The organism is Streptomyces blastmyceticus, assembly GCF_039521185.1.
In the GTDB taxonomy this organism is placed as follows: domain Bacteria; phylum Actinomycetota; class Actinomycetes; order Streptomycetales; family Streptomycetaceae; genus Streptomyces; species Streptomyces blastmyceticus.
Window position 1 is genome coordinate 465,909 of sequence record NZ_BAAABW010000008.1, and the last position, 17,411, is coordinate 483,319.

12 protein-coding genes and 1 tRNA gene are annotated in these 17,411 nt (G+C 66.1%); all 13 read right to left on the reverse strand.

From position 1 onward, the window contains the following. Nucleotides 1-37 precede the first annotated feature (37 nt). The 13 genes from tuf to ABD269_RS08440 all read right to left on the reverse strand — a co-directional run bounded on the left by tuf (nucleotide 38) and on the right by ABD269_RS08440 (nucleotide 17,217). Nucleotides 38-1,231, reverse strand: a complete 1,194-nt coding sequence (gene tuf / locus ABD269_RS08380; protein WP_301886636.1) for an elongation factor Tu — start codon at nucleotides 1,229-1,231, stop codon at nucleotides 38-40. Between the two features lie 183 nt (nucleotides 1,232-1,414). Beyond that, nucleotides 1,415-3,538, reverse strand: a complete 2,124-nt coding sequence (gene fusA / locus ABD269_RS08385) for an elongation factor G (RefSeq protein ID WP_301886635.1) — start codon at nucleotides 3,536-3,538, stop codon at nucleotides 1,415-1,417. A gap of 39 nt (nucleotides 3,539-3,577) precedes the next feature. Then, a complete protein-coding gene (rpsG, locus tag ABD269_RS08390) occupies nucleotides 3,578-4,048 on the reverse strand; it encodes a 30S ribosomal protein S7 (RefSeq protein ID WP_030368420.1) in 471 nt (156 codons plus the stop codon). A gap of 2 nt (nucleotides 4,049-4,050) precedes the next feature. After that, complete coding sequence (rpsL, locus tag ABD269_RS08395) at nucleotides 4,051-4,422, reverse strand: 30S ribosomal protein S12 (protein WP_003948652.1); 372 nt, start codon at nucleotides 4,420-4,422, stop codon at nucleotides 4,051-4,053. Between the two features lie 435 nt (nucleotides 4,423-4,857). Then, nucleotides 4,858-8,757 (reverse strand): DNA-directed RNA polymerase subunit beta', encoded by a 3,900-nt coding sequence (locus ABD269_RS08400; RefSeq protein WP_301886633.1) that lies wholly within the window; start codon nucleotides 8,755-8,757, stop codon nucleotides 4,858-4,860. 122 nt (nucleotides 8,758-8,879) lie between these two features. Then, entirely contained in the window at nucleotides 8,880-12,362 is a 3,483-nt protein-coding gene (gene rpoB / locus ABD269_RS08405) for a DNA-directed RNA polymerase subunit beta (protein ID WP_344117172.1), read from the reverse strand. Between the two features lie 587 nt (nucleotides 12,363-12,949). Continuing rightward, nucleotides 12,950-13,333 (reverse strand): 50S ribosomal protein L7/L12, encoded by a 384-nt coding sequence (gene rplL / locus ABD269_RS08410; protein WP_301886632.1) that lies wholly within the window; start codon nucleotides 13,331-13,333, stop codon nucleotides 12,950-12,952. Nucleotides 13,334-13,443: 110 nt separating this feature from the next. Beyond that, nucleotides 13,444-14,007, reverse strand: a complete 564-nt coding sequence (gene rplJ / locus ABD269_RS08415; RefSeq protein ID WP_344117173.1) for a 50S ribosomal protein L10 — start codon at nucleotides 14,005-14,007, stop codon at nucleotides 13,444-13,446. A 361-nt stretch (nucleotides 14,008-14,368) separates the two neighbouring features. Then, a complete protein-coding gene (rplA, locus tag ABD269_RS08420; RefSeq protein ID WP_116212470.1) occupies nucleotides 14,369-15,085 on the reverse strand; it encodes a 50S ribosomal protein L1 in 717 nt (238 codons plus the stop codon). A gap of 76 nt (nucleotides 15,086-15,161) precedes the next feature. Further along, complete coding sequence (gene rplK / locus ABD269_RS08425) at nucleotides 15,162-15,596, reverse strand: 50S ribosomal protein L11 (RefSeq protein ID WP_116212472.1); 435 nt, start codon at nucleotides 15,594-15,596, stop codon at nucleotides 15,162-15,164. A gap of 162 nt (nucleotides 15,597-15,758) precedes the next feature. Further along, entirely contained in the window at nucleotides 15,759-16,664 is a 906-nt protein-coding gene (nusG, locus tag ABD269_RS08430) for a transcription termination/antitermination protein NusG (RefSeq protein WP_116212474.1), read from the reverse strand. A gap of 80 nt (nucleotides 16,665-16,744) precedes the next feature. Further along, nucleotides 16,745-17,035 (reverse strand): preprotein translocase subunit SecE, encoded by a 291-nt coding sequence (gene secE, locus ABD269_RS08435; RefSeq protein WP_116212476.1) that lies wholly within the window; start codon nucleotides 17,033-17,035, stop codon nucleotides 16,745-16,747. Between the two features lie 109 nt (nucleotides 17,036-17,144). Further along, nucleotides 17,145-17,217 (reverse strand) — tRNA-Trp (locus tag ABD269_RS08440). Between the last annotated feature and the right edge of the window lie 194 nt (nucleotides 17,218-17,411).

A 17,411-nucleotide genomic window follows, 5' to 3' on the forward strand; every position in this document is an offset into this window, starting at 1 on the left:
TTCCGACCGTCTAGGTCAGACCTGCAAGCAAGAAGACTTACTTGTTGATCTTGGTGACCTGGCCGGCGCCGACGGTGCGGCCGCCCTCACGGATGGTGAAGCGCAGGCCCTCCTCCATGGCGACGGGCTGGATCAGGGACACGGTCATCTCGGCGTTGTCGCCGGGCATGACCATCTCCGTGCCCTCCTTGAGGGTCACAACACCGGTCACGTCAGTCGTACGGAAGTAGAACTGCGGACGGTAGTTGTTGAAGAACGGGGTGTGACGGCCACCCTCGTCCTTCGACAGGATGTACGCCGTGGCCTCGAACTCGGTGTGCGGCGTGACCGAACCCGGCTTGATGATGCACTGGCCGCGCTCGACGTCCTCGCGCTTGATGCCACGGAGGAGCAGACCGACGTTCTCACCGGCCTGGCCCTCGTCGAGCAGCTTGCGGAACATCTCGATGCCGGTGACCGTGGTGGTGGTCTTCTCGGTCTTGATGCCGATGATGTCGACGGTCTCGTTGACCTTCAGGACACCACGCTCGATACGACCGGTGACGACGGTGCCACGACCGGTGATCGTGAAGACGTCCTCGATCGGCATCAGGAACGGCTTGTCGACGTCACGCTCGGGCTGCGGGATGTTCTCGTCCACGGCCTTCATCAGGCCGAGGAGCTTCTCGCCCCACTCCTTGTCGCCCTCGAGCGCCTTGAGCGCCGAGACCTGGACGACCGGAGCGTCGTCGCCGTTGAACTCGTACTCGTTGAGGAGCTCACGGACCTCGAGCTCGACGAGCTCCAGGATCTCCTCGTCGTCCACCATGTCGGCCTTGTTCAGGGCGACAACGATGTACGGAACGCCGGACTGGCGGGCCAGGAGCACGTGCTCCTTGGTCTGCGGCATCGGACCGTCGGTCGCGGCGACCACGAGGATCGCGCCGTCCATCTGGGCGGCACCGGTGATCATGTTCTTGATGTAGTCCGCGTGACCGGGGCAGTCGACGTGGGCGTAGTGACGCGACTCGGTCTGGTACTCAACGTGAGCGATCGAGATCGTGATACCGCGCTGACGCTCTTCGGGCGCCTTGTCGATCTCGTCGAACGGCGTGAAGGGGTTCAGGTCCGGGTACGCGTCGTGCAGCACCTTGGTGATCGCCGCGGTAAGAGTGGTCTTACCGTGGTCGACGTGACCGATGGTGCCGATGTTGACGTGCGGCTTAGTCCGCTCGAACTTCGCCTTCGCCACTGGGTCCTCCTACGGAGTGGTTCTGTACGCCTTACTCATCGGCGCCAGGTGATCTTTGCTGGGGTGCCGTCCGCCGGGGCATCCGCCGCGCATCGAAAGGAACACGTTCCTAACGCTACGCACCGGAATGCCCCGACAGTCGGTGTAAAGCCTAAAGCGTGAGCTTTGCGTGCAGGGACGCGGTTACTCGCCCTTGGCCTTCGCGATGATCTCCTCGGCGACGTTCCGCGGAACCTCGGCGTAGGAGTCGAACTGCATCGAGTAGCTTGCGCGACCCGAGGTCTTGCTGCGGAGGTCTCCGACGTAGCCGAACATCTCCGACAGCGGAACCAGGCCCTTGACGAGCTTGGCGCCGTGACGGTCCTCCATGGCCTGAATCTGGCCACGGCGGGAGTTGATGTCACCGATCACATCGCCCATGTAGTCCTCGGGGGTGGTGACCTCGACGGACATCATCGGCTCGAGAAGAGCCGGGGACGCCTTGCGAGCACCCTCCTTGAACGCCATGGAACCGGCGATCTTGAAGGCGAGTTCGGACGAGTCGACGTCGTGGTAGGCGCCGTCGAGCAGCGTCACCTTCACGCCGGTCAGCGGGTAGCCGGCCAGCACGCCGAACTCCATGGCCTCCTGGCAGCCCGCGTCCACGGACGGGATGTACTCCCGCGGGATACGGCCACCGGTGACCTTGTTCTCGAACTCGTAGCCATCGCCCTCGAGGGGCTCGATGGCCATCTGCACCTTGGCGAACTGGCCGGAACCACCAGTCTGCTTCTTGTGCGTGTAGTCGATGCGCTCGACGGCCTTGCGGATCGTCTCGCGGTACGCGACCTGCGGCTTGCCGACGTTCGCCTCGACGCGGAACTCACGGCGCATACGGTCGACCAGCACGTCGAGGTGCAGCTCGCCCATACCCGCGATGATGGTCTGGCCCGTCTCCTCGTCCGTGTGGACCTGGAAGGACGGGTCCTCCTCGGCGAGACGCTGGATGGCGACACCCAGCTTCTCCTGGTCGCCCTTGGACTTCGGCTCGATGGCGACCTGGATCACCGGGGCCGGGAAGTCCATGGACTCGAGGATGACCGGCTTCGCCGCGTCGCAGAGGGTCTCACCGGTGGTGGTCTGCTTCAGACCCATGACGGCGACGATGTCACCGGCACCCACCGACTCGATCTCCTCACGCTTGTTCGCGTGCATCCGGTAGATCTTGCCGATGCGCTCCTTCTTGCCCTTCACGGAGTTCTGCACCTGGGTGCCGGTCTCCATGCGGCCCGAGTAAACCCGGACGAAGGTGAGCTTGCCGAGGTGCGGGTCGCTCATGATCTTGAAGGCAAGACCCGCGAACGGCTCGTCGTCGGACGGCTTGCGCTTGACGACCTCGTCGGGGTTGTTGACGGCGTGGCCCTCAACAGCCTCGATGTCCAGCGGCGACGGCAGGTAGCGCACGACCGCGTCGAGCAGGGGCTGAACGCCCTTGTTCTTGAACGCGGTGCCACAGAACACCGGGGTGACGGTGACGGAGTCGGCGCTGCCACGGGAGGCCAGCGTGATGCGGCGGATGGCCGCCATCAGCTGCTCCTCGGTGGGCTCCTGGCCCTCGAGGAAGAGCTCCATCATGGCGTCGTCGTGCTCGGCGACACCCTCGAGGAGCTTGCCGCGCCATTCCTCGGCAGCCTCGGTGTGGGTGTCCGGGATGTCGACGACGTCGTACATCTCGCCCTTGGCGGCCTCGGCGGACCAGACCAGCGCCTTCATCTGGACGAGGTCGACCACGCCCTTGAAGTCGGCCTCGGTGCCGATCGGCAGCTGCATGACCAGCGGAACCGCACCGAGGCGGTCGACGATCATGTCGACGCAGCGGTGGAACTCGGCACCGGTGCGGTCGAGCTTGTTGACGAAGCAGATACGCGGAACGCCGTAGCGGTCCGCCTGACGCCACACGGTCTCGGACTGGGGCTCAACACCGGCAACGCCGTCGAACACCGTCACGGCACCGTCGAGGACGCGCAGCGAACGCTCCACCTCGACGGTGAAGTCGACGTGGCCCGGGGTGTCGATGATGTTGATGGTGTGGTCGACGTCGTTCAGCGGCCAGTGGCAGGTCGTCGCGGCAGACGTGATCGTGATGCCGCGCTCCTGCTCCTGCTCCATCCAGTCCATCGTGGCAGCGCCGTCGTGGACTTCACCGATCTTGTAGGAAACACCGGTGTAGAACAGGATCCGCTCGGTGGTGGTCGTCTTGCCCGCGTCGATGTGGGCCATGATCCCGATGTTGCGGACCTTGGCCAGGTCAAGCGAAGTGGTGGCCATATGGCTCAGTCTTCTCTCGGTTCTCGATGGGGGTAGCGACTACCAGCGGTAGTGCGCGAAGGCCTTGTTGGACTCGGCCATCTTGTGCGTGTCCTCACGCTTCTTGACCGCAGCGCCCAGACCGTTGGAGGCGTCCAGGAGCTCGTTCATGAGGCGCTCGGTCATCGTCTTCTCGCGACGGGCGCGGGAGTAACCCACGACCCAGCGGAGCGCGAGGGTGGAGGCGCGGCCCGGACGGACCTCGACCGGCACCTGGTAGGTGGCGCCACCGACACGGCGGGACTTGACCTCAAGAGCCGGCTTGACGTTCTCGAGGGCGCGCTTGAGGGTGATGACCGGGTCGTTACCGGTCTTCTCGCGCAGACCCTCCATGGCGCCGTACACGATGCGCTCGGCGGTGGAGCGCTTTCCGTGCAGCAGGATCTTGTTGATCAGGGAGGTGACAAGAGGAGAACCGTAGACCGGGTCGATGATGACCGGGCGCTTCGGGGCGGGGCCCTTACGAGGCATTCTTACTTCTCCTTCTTGGCGCCGTAGCGGCTGCGAGCCTGCTTACGGTTCTTGACGCCCTGCGTGTCGAGGGAGCCGCGGATGATCTTGTAGCGAACACCCGGCAGGTCCTTCACACGGCCACCGCGCACGAGCACGATCGAGTGCTCCTGCAGGTTGTGACCCTCACCCGGAATGTAAGCGGTGACCTCGATGCCGGAGGTCAGACGCACACGCGCGACCTTACGGAGCGCCGAGTTCGGCTTCTTCGGGGTGGTCGTGAAAACACGCGTGCAGACGCCACGACGCTGGGGCGAACCCTCGAGCGCGGGCGTCTTGTTCTTCTCGACCTTGTCCTGCCGGCCCTTTCGGACCAGCTGCTGGATCGTAGGCACCGTTTCTCCGGTTTCTGTGTGCCGATCACGATAAAACTAACCTGGGAGCTACCACCGACCCACGCGGTCGGGTGTGTCGAAGGCTGCAGACCACCGCCGAAGACGGCTAGGCGCAGATTTCGGTGTCTCGGACCGTTACGGTCCGGGTCTCCCGCACGGTCTAAAGGCACGCACGAGAGCCCAGGGACACCCCAGGCACAAGGTCAGAGCGTACCTAGCGCATGGGCTGCGGTCAAAACAAATGCACACGCGGTGGACACCCCGACGCGCGAGGCGTATCGCGGCTCGGGGCCCGTTTCCCCGGCCCAGCACGGGCGACGCGGCCGCCGGCGGAGATGACGATCACTCTAGCGGCCGAACGAGTGAGAGTGACAACACGCCGCAGGGCGGCCACCCCCCGGAAGGGGTGACCGCCCTGCGCGCTCGACTTGCGACTTACTGGTTGTACGGACCGTAGTCGTAGTCCTCCAGCGGGACCGCCTGGCCGGAGCCGGTGCCGAAGGGCGAGTAGTCGATGTCGTCGTAACCGACGGCCGAGTACATCGCGGCCTTGGCCTCCTCGGTGGGCTCCACCCGGATGTTGCGGTAACGGGACAGGCCCGTACCGGCCGGGATGAGCTTACCGATGATGACGTTCTCCTTGAGGCCGATCAGGGAGTCGGACTTGGCGTTGATCGCCGCGTCCGTCAGGACCCTGGTCGTCTCCTGGAAGGAGGCCGCGGACAGCCACGACTCCGTCGCCAGCGAGGCCTTGGTGATACCCATCAGCTGCGGACGGCCGGAGGCGGGGTGACCGCCCTCGGTGACCACACGACGGTTCTCGCCCTCGAAGCGCGAGCGCTCCACGAGCTCGCCCGGCAGCAGCTCCGCGTCGCCGGACTCGATGATCGTCACGCGGCGCAGCATCTGCCGGATGATGATCTCGATGTGCTTGTCGTGAATCGACACACCCTGCGAGTTGTAGACCTTCTGGACCTCGCCGACCAGGTGGACCTGGACGGCGCGCTGACCCAGGATGCGCAGAACGTCGTGCGGGTTGGTGGCACCCACGGTGAGCTTCTGGCCCACCTCGACGTGCTCACCCTCGCTGACCAGCAGACGGGCACGCTTGGAGATGCCGAAGGCGGTCTCCTCGGAGCCGTCGTCCGGAGTGACGACGATCTTCTTGGTCTTCTCGGTCTCCTCGATGCGGACGCGGCCGGCCGCCTCCGAGATCGGGGCGACACCCTTGGGCGTACGGGCTTCGAAGAGCTCGACGACACGGGGCAGACCCTGGGTGATGTCGTCACCGGCCACACCACCGGTGTGGAAGGTACGCATCGTCAGCTGGGTACCCGGCTCACCGATGGACTGGGCCGCGATGATGCCGACGGCCTCACCGATGTCGACCAGCTTGCCGGTGGCCAGCGAGCGGCCGTAGCAGAAGGCACAGGTGCCGACCGCGGACTCGCAGGTGAGGACCGAGCGGGTCTTGACCGTCTCGACGCCGTGGGCGACGAGCTGGTCGATGAGGACATCGCCCAGGTCGACGTTGGCCGGCGCGATGACCTTGCCGTCGACGACGACGTCCTCGGCCAGCATGCGGGCGTAGACGCTGGTCTCGACGTCGTCCGCCTTGCGGAGCACGCCGTCGGCGCCCTTGGCCGCGATCTGCAGCTTGAGGCCGCGCTCGGTGCCGCAGTCCTCCTCGCGGATGATCACGTCCTGCGAGACGTCCACCAGACGACGGGTCAGGTAACCCGAGTCGGCGGTACGCAGGGCGGTGTCCGCGAGACCCTTACGGGCACCGTGGGTGGAGATGAAGTACTCCAGCACGGACAGACCCTCACGGAACGACGCCTTAATGGGTCGCGGGATGGTCTCGTTCTTCGCGTTCGACACCAGACCACGCATACCGGCGATCTGACGCATCTGCATCATGTTTCCTCGGGCACCCGAGTCAACCATCATGAAGATGGGGTTCGTCTTGGGGAAGTTCGCGTTCATCGCCTCGGCAACCTCGTTGGTCGCCTTGGTCCAGATCGCGATGAGCTCCTGCGTGCGCTCGTCCTTGGTGATCAGACCGCGCTCGTACTGCTTCTGGACCTTCTCGTCCTGCGCCTCGTAGCCCTTGACGATCTCCTTCTTCGCCTCGGGAACGACGACGTCGGAGATGGCCACGGTGACACCGGAACGGGTCGCCCAGTGGAAACCGGCCGCCTTCAGGTTGTCGAGCGTCGCCGCCACGATGACCTTGGGGTAGCGCTCGGCCAGGTCGTTGACGATCTCGGAGAGCTGCTTCTTGCCCACCGAGTAGTCGACGAACGGGTAGTCCTCGGGCAGCAGCTCGTTGAAGAGCGCGCGGCCCAGCGTGGTGCGCAGGCGGAAGCTGTCCCCCTGCTGCCACTCCGGCTCGCCCTCCTCCTGGACCGGCGGGGTCCAGCCACGCGGCGGGACGGTGCCGATCGGGAAGCGGATGTCGACCTTCGCCTGGAGCGAGAGCTCGCGGGCGTCGAACGCCATGATCGCCTCGGCGACCGAGCCGAAGGACCGGCCCTCGCCGATGACCTTGCGCTCCTCCTCGTCGGTGGTGAGGAAGAACAGGCCAAGCACCATGTCCTGGGTCGGCATGGTGACCGGACGGCCGTCGGCCGGCTTGAGGATGTTGTTCGAGGACAGCATCAGGATGCGGGCCTCGGCCTGCGCCTCCGCGGAGAGCGGCAGGTGGACGGCCATCTGGTCACCGTCGAAGTCCGCGTTGAACGCGGTGCAGACGAGCGGGTGGATCTGGATGGCCTTGCCCTCGACCAGCTGCGGCTCGAAGGCCTGGATGCCGAGGCGGTGCAGCGTGGGCGCACGGTTCAGCAGCACCGGGTGCTCGGCGATGACCTCTTCGAGGACGTCGTACACGACGGTGCGGCCGCGCTCGACCATGCGCTTGGCCGACTTGATGTTCTGCGCGTGGTTCAGGTCGACCAGGCGCTTCATCACGAACGGCTTGAAGAGCTCCAGCGCCATGGCCTTGGGCAGACCGCACTGGTGCAGCTTCAGCTGTGGACCGACGACGATGACGGAACGGGCCGAGTAGTCGACTCGCTTGCCGAGCAGGTTCTGACGGAATCGACCCTGCTTGCCCTTCAGCATGTCGCTGAGGGACTTCAGCGGGCGGTTACCGGGACCGGTGACCGGGCGACCGCGGCGGCCGTTGTCGAACAGCGCGTCGACGGCCTCCTGCAGCATCCGCTTCTCGTTGTTCACGATGATCTCGGGGGCACCGAGGTCAAGGAGACGCTTGAGGCGGTTGTTGCGGTTGATCACACGGCGGTACAGGTCGTTCAGGTCGGAGGTCGCGAAGCGGCCACCGTCCAGCTGCACCATCGGACGCAGGTCCGGCGGGATCACGGGGATGCAGTCGAGCACCATGCCGCTGGGGCTGTTGCGCGTCTGCAGGAAGGCGGAGACGACCTTGAGGCGCTTGAGCGCACGGGTCTTCTTCTGGCCCTTGCCGGTCCGGATGATCTCGCGGAGGCGCTCGGCCTCCTCGTCGAGGTCGAAGGACTCCAGGCGCTTCTGCAGCGCCGCGGCGCCCATCGCACCCATGAAGTAGGTGCCGAAGCGGTCGCGCAGCTCGCGGTAGAGCAGCTCGTCGCCCTCGAGGTCCTGGACCTTGAGGTTCTTGAAGCGGCTCCACACCTCGTCGAGGCGGTCGATCTCGCGCTGCGCACGGTCGCGCAGCTGCTTCATCTCACGCTCGGCGCCCTCGCGCACCTTGCGGCGCACATCGGCCTTGGCACCCTCGGCCTCGAGCTCGGCCAGGTCGGCCTCGAGCTTCTTGGCGCGGGCCTCCAGGTCGGCATCGCGGCGCTGCTCGATCTGCTGACGCTCGACGGAGACGTGTGCCTCCAGCGAGGGCAGGTCGCGCGTACGGCGCTCCTCGTCCACCCACGTGATCATGTAGGCGGCGAAGTAGATGACCTTCTCGAGGTCCTTCGGGGCGAGGTCGAGCAGGTAGCCCAGGCGCGACGGGACGCCCTTGAAGTACCAGATGTGGGTGACGGGAGCGGCGAGCTCGATGTGGCCCATCCGCTCGCGGCGCACCTTGGCGCGCGTGACCTCGACGCCACAGCGCTCACAGATGATGCCCTTGAAGCGGACACGCTTGTACTTGCCGCAGTAGCACTCCCAGTCCCGGGTCGGACCGAAGATCTTCTCGCAGAAGAGTCCGTCCTTTTCGGGCTTCAGGGTGCGGTAGTTGATGGTCTCCGGCTTCTTGACCTCGCCGTGGGACCAGGTTCGGATGTCGTCCGCGGTCGCCAGGCCGATCCGCAGCTCGTCGAAGAAGTTGACGTCGAGCACTGTTCGTCAATCCCTCTTTCAGGGTTTGTGCCCCCTCGCGCCAGCGAGTTATTGGGCTCTACATCATGGTCTGGGGGTCCGGGGACGGCCGGGGCTCCACTGGGGAGCCCCGACCAGACCCGTCAGACCTCTTCGACGCTGCTCGGCTCGCGCCGGGACAGGTCGATACCGAGCTCTTCCGCCGCGCGGAAGACGTCCTCGTCCGTGTCGCGCATCTCGATGGACATGCCGTCCGAGGACAGCACCTCCACGTTGAGGCAGAGCGACTGCATTTCCTTGATGAGCACCTTGAAGGACTCGGGAATGCCGGGCTCGGGGATGTTCTCGCCCTTGACGATGGCCTCGTAGACCTTCACGCGGCCGGTGACGTCGTCGGACTTGATGGTCAGCAGCTCCTGGAGGGCGTAGGCGGCGCCGTATGCCTCCAGCGCCCACACCTCCATCTCACCGAAGCGCTGGCCACCGAACTGAGCCTTACCACCCAGCGGCTGCTGGGTGATCATGGAGTACGGACCGGTCGAGCGGGCGTGCAGCTTGTCGTCGACCAGGTGGTGCAGCTTGAGGATGTACATGTACCCGACCGAGATCGGGTCCGGGAACGGCTCGCCGGAGCGGCCGTCGAACATCCGGGCCTTGCCCGAGGGCAGGACCAGACGGTCACCGTCGCGGTTGGGGATCGTGGACTCGAAGAGACCGGCGATCTCGTCCTCGCGGGCACCGTCGAAGACCGGGGTCGCGACGTTGGTGCCGGCGGCGACCTCGTCGGCGCCGATCGCCTGGAGCCGCTTCATCCAGTCCTCGTCGCCCTCGACCTTCCAGCCGCGGCTGGCGAGCCAGCCGAGGTGGATCTCGAGGACCTGTCCCGGGTTCATTCGGGACGGGACACCGAGCGGGTTGAGGATGATGTCGACCGGGGTGCCGTCCTCGAGGAAGGGCATGTCCTCGACCGGAAGGATCTTGGAGATGACACCCTTGTTGCCGTGGCGGCCGGCGAGCTTGTCACCGTCGGTGATCTTGCGCTTCTGCGCGACGTAGACGCGGACCAGCTGGTTCACGCCCGGCGGCAGCTCGTCGCCCTCTTCGCGGTCGAAGACGCGGACGCCGATGACCTTGCCGATCTCACCGTGCGGCACCTTCAGCGAGGTGTCACGGACCTCACGGGCCTTCTCGCCGAAGATCGCGCGGAGCAGGCGCTCCTCCGGGGTCAGCTCGGTCTCGCCCTTGGGCGTGACCTTGCCGACCAGGATGTCGCCGGCGACGACCTCGGCACCGATGCGGATGATGCCGCGCTCGTCGAGGTCGGCGAGGACCTCCTCGGAGACGTTCGGGATGTCCCGGGTGATCTCCTCCGGGCCGAGCTTGGTGTCACGGGCGTCGACCTCGTGCTCCTCGATGTGGATCGAGGAGAGGACGTCGTCCTGCACGAGGCGCTGCGACAGGATGATCGCGTCCTCGTAGTTGTGACCCTCCCACGGCATGAACGCCACGAGGAGGTTCTTGCCGAGGGCCATCTCGCCCTCGTCCGTGGACGGACCGTCGGCGAGCACCTGGCCGGCGACCACACGGGCGCCCTCGTCGACGACGACCTTCTGGTTGAAGGACGTGCCCTGGTTCGAGCGGGAGAACTTGGCGACCCGGTACGTGTTGTACGTGCCGTCGTCGTTGGCGACGGTGACGTAGTCCGCGGATACCTCCTGGACCACACCGTCCTTCTCCGCCTTGATGACGTCACCGGCGTCGACCGCACAGCGGTACTCCATGCCGGTGCCGACCAGCGGGGCCTCCGCCTTGATCAGCGGAACGGCCTGGCGCATCATGTTCGATCCCATGAGCGCGCGGTTGGCGTCGTCGTGCTCGAGGAAGGGGATCATCGCGGTCGCGACCGACACCATCTGGCGCGGGGAGACGTCCATGTAGTCGACGTCGTCACCGGCGATGTAGTCGATCTCGCCGCCACGGCGGCGGACCAGCACGCGCGACTCGGCGTAACGCATGTCCTCGGTGAGGGGGGCGTTCGCCTGCGCGATGACGAAGCGGTCTTCCTCGTCGGCAGTCAGGTAGTCCACGTCGTCGGTGACGACGCCGCCCACGACCTTGCGGTACGGGGTCTCGACGAAACCGAACGCGTTGACGCGGCCGTACGAGGCGAGCGAGCCGATCAGACCGATGTTCGGGCCTTCGGGCGTCTCGATCGGGCACATGCGGCCGTAGTGCGACGGGTGGACGTCTCGGACCTCGAAGCCGGCCCGCTCACGGGACAGACCGCCGGGGCCCAGCGCGGACAGACGGCGCTTGTGGGTCAGGCCCGACAGCGGGTTCGTCTGGTCCATGAACTGGGACAGCTGGCTGGTGCCGAAGAACTCCTTGATGGAGGCGACGACCGGCCGGATGTTGATCAGGGTCTGCGGCGTGATCGCCTCGACGTCCTGGGTGGTCATCCGCTCGCGGACGACGCGCTCCATACGAGCCAGACCCGTGCGGACCTGGTTCTGGATGAGCTCGCCGACGTTGCGCAGACGACGGTTGCCGAAGTGGTCGATGTCGTCGGTCTCGACGACGATCGAGGTGCCGTTCTCGCCGACCGTCTCCAGCTCACCCGCGTGCAGCTTGACCAGGTACTTGATCGTCGCGATGACGTCGTCGACCGTCAGCACACCGGCGTCGAGGGGGGCGTCCGCGCCGAGCTTCTTGTTCACCTTGTAGCGGCCGACCTTCGCGAGGTCGTAGCGCTTGGGGTTGAAGTAGAGGTTCTCGAGCAGCGTCTGCGCGGCCTCGCGCGTCGGCGGCTCGCCCGGACGCAGCTTGCGGTAGATGTCGAGCAGCGCGTCGTCCTGGCCCTGGGTGTGGTCCTTCTCCAGGGTGGCGCGCATGGACTCGTACTCGCCGAACTCCTCGAGGATCTGCTCGGTCGTCCAACCGAGAGCCTTGAGCAGGACGGTCACGGACTGCTTGCGCTTGCGGTCGATGCGGACACCGACCATGTCGCGCTTGTCGACCTCCATCTCCAGCCAGGCACCCCGGGACGGGATGATCTTGGCGGTGAAGATGTCCTTGTCGGACGTCTTGTCGATGGAGGAGTCGAAGTAGACGCCCGGCGAGCGGACCAGCTGCGAGACGACGACACGCTCGGTGCCGTTGATGCAGAAGGTGCCCTTGTTGGTCATGAGCGGGAAGTCGCCCATGAAGACCGTCTGGGACTTGATCTCACCGGTCTCGTTGTTGGTGAACTCCGCCGTGACGAAGAGCGGGGCCGCGTACGTGAAGTCGCGCTCCTTGCACTCGTCGATGGAGTTCTTCGGGGGCTCGAAACGGTGGTCGCGGAAGGTCAGCGACATCGACCCGGAGAAGTCCTCGATCGGGGAGATCTCTTCGAAGATCTCCTCCAGACCGGACTTGGTGGGGACGTCCTGACCGCTGTCCAGCGCAGCCTCGACGCGAGCCTTCCAGGCGGCGTTGCCGAGCAGCCAGTCGAAGCTCTCGGTCTGCAGCGCAAGGAGGTTCGGAACCTCGAGGGGCTCCTTGATCTTCGCAAAAGAGATGCGCAGCGGGGCGGTGCTGGCGCCGGTGTTCGTATTGGCAGTCGAGGCGTTGCGCGAGGCGGCCAAGAGGGGGTCCTTCCGAGGGCTCGGACTCACTACGCGCGTACCGGCCCCACTCCGTGCATACGAGAGAATCCCAGCTCAGCGGGTTTCCATCAGCAGTGCTCGACAGTGGGCATGCCCCTGGTGACGGGCAGGGAGCAGCTAACAGGCAGCGCAAAGGGTCAGTGTAGCCACTTGGCCCACTGATGTCCAGAGCGGATTTCCGGAGACCGGTGCGATACCAATCTCTCCCTCCGGGATCCTGTTGTTCCTCATTGCCTGGAGCAAGGCTTCCCTCTTCGCCGTCGATCCATGCCTCGGCTGCGGATCGATGTGGCGACGCGTCCTGAGAATTGCGCGCGGCGTGCCGTTCGTCAAGGCCCCTCGGCCTCCGGACGCTTCCCGTGGCGTCTCCACGGCCGTCGCCCGGCCGCCCTCTCGCGCGCTTCCGGCAGACAACGAAGATCACCATACTCGCCCCCGCGCCCGGGGCAAGGCAGCCGTCGCGGGAACGCCCAAGGGCGACCACCCGCATGGGTGATCGCCCTTGAAACTTATACGCCGCCCGGACGCGCCGGGCCGCGCAGGAGAGAGTCAGCAGACTCCGAAGGTCACTTGACCTCGACGGAGGCGCCGGCGCCCTTGAGGGCCTCGGCGGCCTTCTCCGCGGCGTCCTTGGCGACCTTCTCGAGGACCGGCTTCGGGGTGCCGTCGACGAGGTCCTTGGCCTCCTTCAGACCCAGGGAGGTCAGCTCACGCACGACCTTGATGACCTGGATCTTCTTGTCACCGGCGGCGGTGAGGATGACGTCGAACTCGTCCTGCTCCTCGACGGCCTCGGCGGCGGCAGCGGCGCCACCGGCGGCGGCAACGGCGACCGGGGCGGCAGCGGTGACGTCGAACTTCTCCTCGAACGCCTTCACGAACGCGGCGAGGTCAATGAGGGTCATGTCCTCGAACTGCGCGAGCAGGTCGTCCTGGCTGAGCTTCGCCATGATGGCGGTCCTTCCACTAATTCGGCTGGTGCCGGATGTACATTTCGGCGGGCGTACTACGGGCCCGCTGCGACCGTGACGGGCGCGAGTGATTCAGGCGTGAGCCTGGATCACTCGGCGGCAGCCTCGGCCTCGACGGGAGCCGGCGTACCGGCACCGCCCTGCTCGACCTTCGCGCGAAGCGCCTCCGCGGTGCGGACGAACTTCGACGGCAGGGCCTGGAAGAGCGCGGCAGCCTGGGACTGCTTGCCCTTCATGGCACCCGCCAGCTTGGCGAGCAGAACCTCGCGGGACTCGAGGTCCGCAAGCTTCTTGATCTCATCAGCGGTCAGCGCCTTACCGTCAAGGACACCGCCCTTGATGATGAGGTTGGGGTTGTCCTTGGCGAAGTCACGAAGACCCTTCGCCGACTCCACCGGGTCACCGGTGATGAAGGCAACAGCCGTCGGACCAGTGAACTGGTCGTCCAGCGTGTTGATCCCGGCCTCGTTGGCCGCAATCTTGGTCAGCGTGTTCTTCACCACGGCGTACTGGGCGTTCTCACCGAGCGAACGGCGCAGCTCCTTGAGCTGTGCCACGGTGAGACCGCGGTACTCGGTCAGCACGGCGGCGTTCGAGCTGCGGAACTTGTCCGTCAGCTCGGCAACCGCGGCAGACTTGTCGGGCCTCGCCATGAGCCTCGGCCTCCTTCCGGGTGATTCGGACCGCATAGACACGCGAAGGGACCTGGGCAAAACGAAACGCCCCGGCGCAGGCGCTCGGGGCGTGCACTCGACCGTTCGAACCAGGGGTTCTCACGGGAGTTCAACCACAAATCACCTGCGCAGGTCGCCCGCAGCTAGCGGATCCTTCGGCCACCACACCTTCACTGGGAAGGCACAGCAACGACCAGCGGTCTTTGGCTTCTGGAACAAGGTACGGGAAGGGTGTCTTCGGATGCAAATCGCCCCCCGTACGCCGGCAAAAAGCCGGGCCCCGCACCCTCGGAAGGATGCGGGGCCCGGCCCGTGACGCTTACTCGCTACGAGAGGTCGATCAGACCGTCTCGTCCTCGACCAGGAGGTTGCGGGTGCGGTTGGAGTCCAGCGGGATGCTGGGGCCCATCGTCGTCGTCATGGTCGCCTTCTTGATGTAGCGACCCTTCGCGGCGGACGGCTTGAGGCGGGTGATCTCCTCGAGCGCGGCGGCGTAGTTCTCGACCAGCTTGGCCTCGTCGAACGACACCTTGCCGATGATGAAGTGCAGGTTCGAGTGCTTGTCGACGCGGAACTCGATCTTGCCGCCCTTGATGTCCGTGACAGCCTTCGCCACGTCCGGGGTGACCGTGCCGGTCTTCGGGTTCGGCATCAGACCACGCGGACCGAGCACGCGGCCGAGGCGGCCGACCTTGCCCATGAGGTCCGGGGTGGCGACGACGGCGTCGAAGTCCAGACGGCCCTTCGCAACCTCGTCGATCAGTTCGTCGGAGCCGACGATGTCGGCGCCCGCGGCCTCCGCGGCCGCAGCACGGTCACCGGTCGCGAAGACCAGGACCCGGGCGGTCTTGCCGGTGCCGTGCGGAAGGTTCACGGTGCCACGGACCATCTGGTCGGCCTTGCGCGGGTCGACACCCAGACGCATGGCAACCTCGACGGTCGCGTCGAACTTGGTGCCGGAGGTGTCCTTCGCGAGACGGACGGCCTCGAGGGGGGCGTACAGGCGCTCCGCCTCGACCTTGGCGTCCGCAGCGCGGAGAGTCTTGCTGCGCTTCACTGCTTCTCCTCAGTGGTGAATGGAGTCGTGGTGCGGGCCGCGCTCGGCCCTTCCACGGTTACTGCGAGGTGGCTGATCAGCCCTCGACCGTGACACCCATGGAACGGGCGGTGCCGGCGATGATCTTCTCGGCGGCGTCCAGGTCGTTGGCGTTCAGGTCGGGCATCTTGGTGGCGGCGATCTCGCGCACCTGGTCGCGGGTGATCTTCGCGACCTTCTTGGTGTGCGGCTCGCCGGAGCCCTTCTCCACGCCCGCGGCCTTGAGGATCAGCTTCGCGGCCGGCGGAGTCTTCGTGACGAAGGTGAAGGAGCGGTCTTCGTAGACCGTGATCTCCACCGGCACGACCATGCCACGCTGCGACTCGGTCGCGGCGTTGTAGGCCTTGCAGAACTCCATGATGTTGACGCCGTGCTGACCCAGCGCGGGGCCGACCGGCGGGGCCGGGTTGGCGGCACCGGCGCTGATCTGGAGCTTGATAAGCCCCGTGATCTTCTTCTTCTTGGGAGGCATTGCTCTCTCCGGGTCCTAGTGAGAGTTTTTTTGCCGGCGCACAGTGCGCGCAGGCATACCGCACCACGATAACGGGTAACATGCTGCGGCCAAAAACCGAGCAGGTCAGACAGGCTGCAAGCAGCCGATCTGACCTGTTCGGAAGCGTTGGTCCGGAAGAAGCTAGTTCTTCTGGATCTGGTCGAAGCTGAGCTCGACCGGGGTCTCGCGGCCGAAGATCTCGACGAGGCCCTTGACCTTCTTCGAGTCGGCGTTGATCTCGTTGATCGTGGCCTGGAGCGTCGCGAACGGACCGTCGGTGACGGTGACCGAGTCGCCCACCTCGAAGTCCAGCACCTGGACCTCGACCTTGCGGGACGGCGCCGGCTTGCCCTCGGCCTCGGCGGCCTCGCGGGCGGCCTTCTCCTCGGCCTCCGGGGCGAGCATCTTGACGATCTCGTCCAGGGTCAGCGGGTACGGGTCGTAGGCGTTGCCCACGAAGCCGGTGACGCCCGGGGTGTTGCGGACGACGCCCCAGGACTCGTTCGTCAGGTCCATGCGCACCAGCACATAGCCGGGGAGCTTGTTCTGGCGGACGGTGCGGCGGTCGCCGTTCTTGATCTGGACGACCTCTTCCTGCGGCACCTCGGCCTGGAAGATGTAGTCCTCGACGTTGAGCGAGACGGCGCGCTGCTCGAGGTTGGTCTTCACGCGGTTCTCGTAACCCGCGTAGGTGTGGATGACGTACCACTCGCCGGGCAGACCGCGCAGCTCGTCGCGGAGCGCGGCGACGGGGTCGACCGGGGCCTGCTCCTCGGCGGGCAGCTCGTCGGCCTCGACCGCGGCGGCGGCCTCGGACTCGGCGTCGTCCTCGACGTGGAGGGCGGCCTCTTCGGCGGGCTCGCCGGCGGCGGAGTCCTCGGCGTCGAGCTCGTCGACGCCGTCGGCGTTCTCGACGATCTCCTGCGCGCCCTCTTCATCAGCGATGGCCGCAGCGTCGCCCTCGACCTCGGCCGAGGCAGCCGCGACCGCGTCGGCCTCTGCCGCGTCGGCGGAGTCGACGGCGTCGTTCAGGTTCGGGTCAGACACGTGGCTGCTTCTTCCTGGCTTCAAGGGGTGGAACGTGCGAAGGGGCGGCTCTCCGAGAAGCAGCCGCCCTACGCGCGGGTTCAGCCGAAGACGTACTTGACGGCGTTGGAGAACCCATAGTCAATCACGGTGACCAGGCCAATGACGATGACGACAAAGACGATCACCACTGTGGTGTACGTCGACAGCTGGTTCCGCGTGGGCCAGACGACCTTGCGGAGCTCTGCGACGACCTGACGGTAAAACAGCGCGAGGCGGCCGAAGGGGCCCTTCTTCCCGCGCTTCCCACCACGGCGGCCCTTTTTGGCGGCCACCTCGTCCTCGGGACGACCGCTCTCAGGCGTCGCGGTGGAGCCAAGGGCTTCCGTCACTACGTCCTCACCTGAATCCGGGTCGTGAGCCGTGCCGCGCCCGGTTGAGCCGCACGGCGGTGCATTTCAGTACGTACGCATGCACGCACCCTGGAAACGATGCGTGTAGCAGGGCCGAAGGGACTTGAACCCCCAACCGCTGGTTTTGGAGACCAGTGCTCTACCAATTGAGCTACGACCCTTTGTGGTTCCCCCAACCTACCGCATCCGGTCGTACGCACGGTGTGCGTGCAGCGGACGTGCCGATGAGGGGCCAACGACGGATGAGTGTACGTGCTCCGGAGGCCCGCGTCGAACAGCGCCACCCGGGGCACCCGCGGCTCAGGCGCCGCACGGGCGGGCGAGGGGGCGGCGAGCAATGCGTGTGCCCCGTTCG